Raw genomic sequence first — 333 nt, forward strand, 5'->3', positions numbered from 1 at the left:
CCTACGCCCGCATGGACGAACTCGCCCGGCGGCTGGTCATCGCCCGCGGCGACGGGATCCGCCACCAGAAAATGCTCAATGACCTCTCGGACGTGGAGCTGCTGATCATCGACGACTTCCTCACCGTGGGCATCGATCCCGAGGCCGCCAACGATTTGTTCGCCGTCCTGGCCAACCGGGAGCACAGGTTGCCGACGATGATCGCTTCACAGTCCCGGCCGGCGTACTGGCTCGAAGCCCTGCCCGACCGGGTCGCCGCTGACTCCATCGTCAACCGGCTGGCCAACAACGCCCGCGAGATCAACCTCGGCGAAGTCGACATGCGCCGCCAAC

Annotated in this window: 1 protein-coding gene; it reads left to right on the forward strand. The window is 66.1% G+C overall.

The features are described 5' to 3' along the window. Positions 1-333, forward strand: a 333-nt coding sequence (locus KHA85_RS17525; protein ID WP_213186757.1) for an ATP-binding protein, incomplete at both ends; no start/stop codon positions are given.

The sequence above is a fragment of the Dietzia massiliensis genome (assembly GCF_018390595.1).
GTDB lineage: Bacteria > Actinomycetota > Actinomycetes > Mycobacteriales > Mycobacteriaceae > Dietzia > Dietzia massiliensis.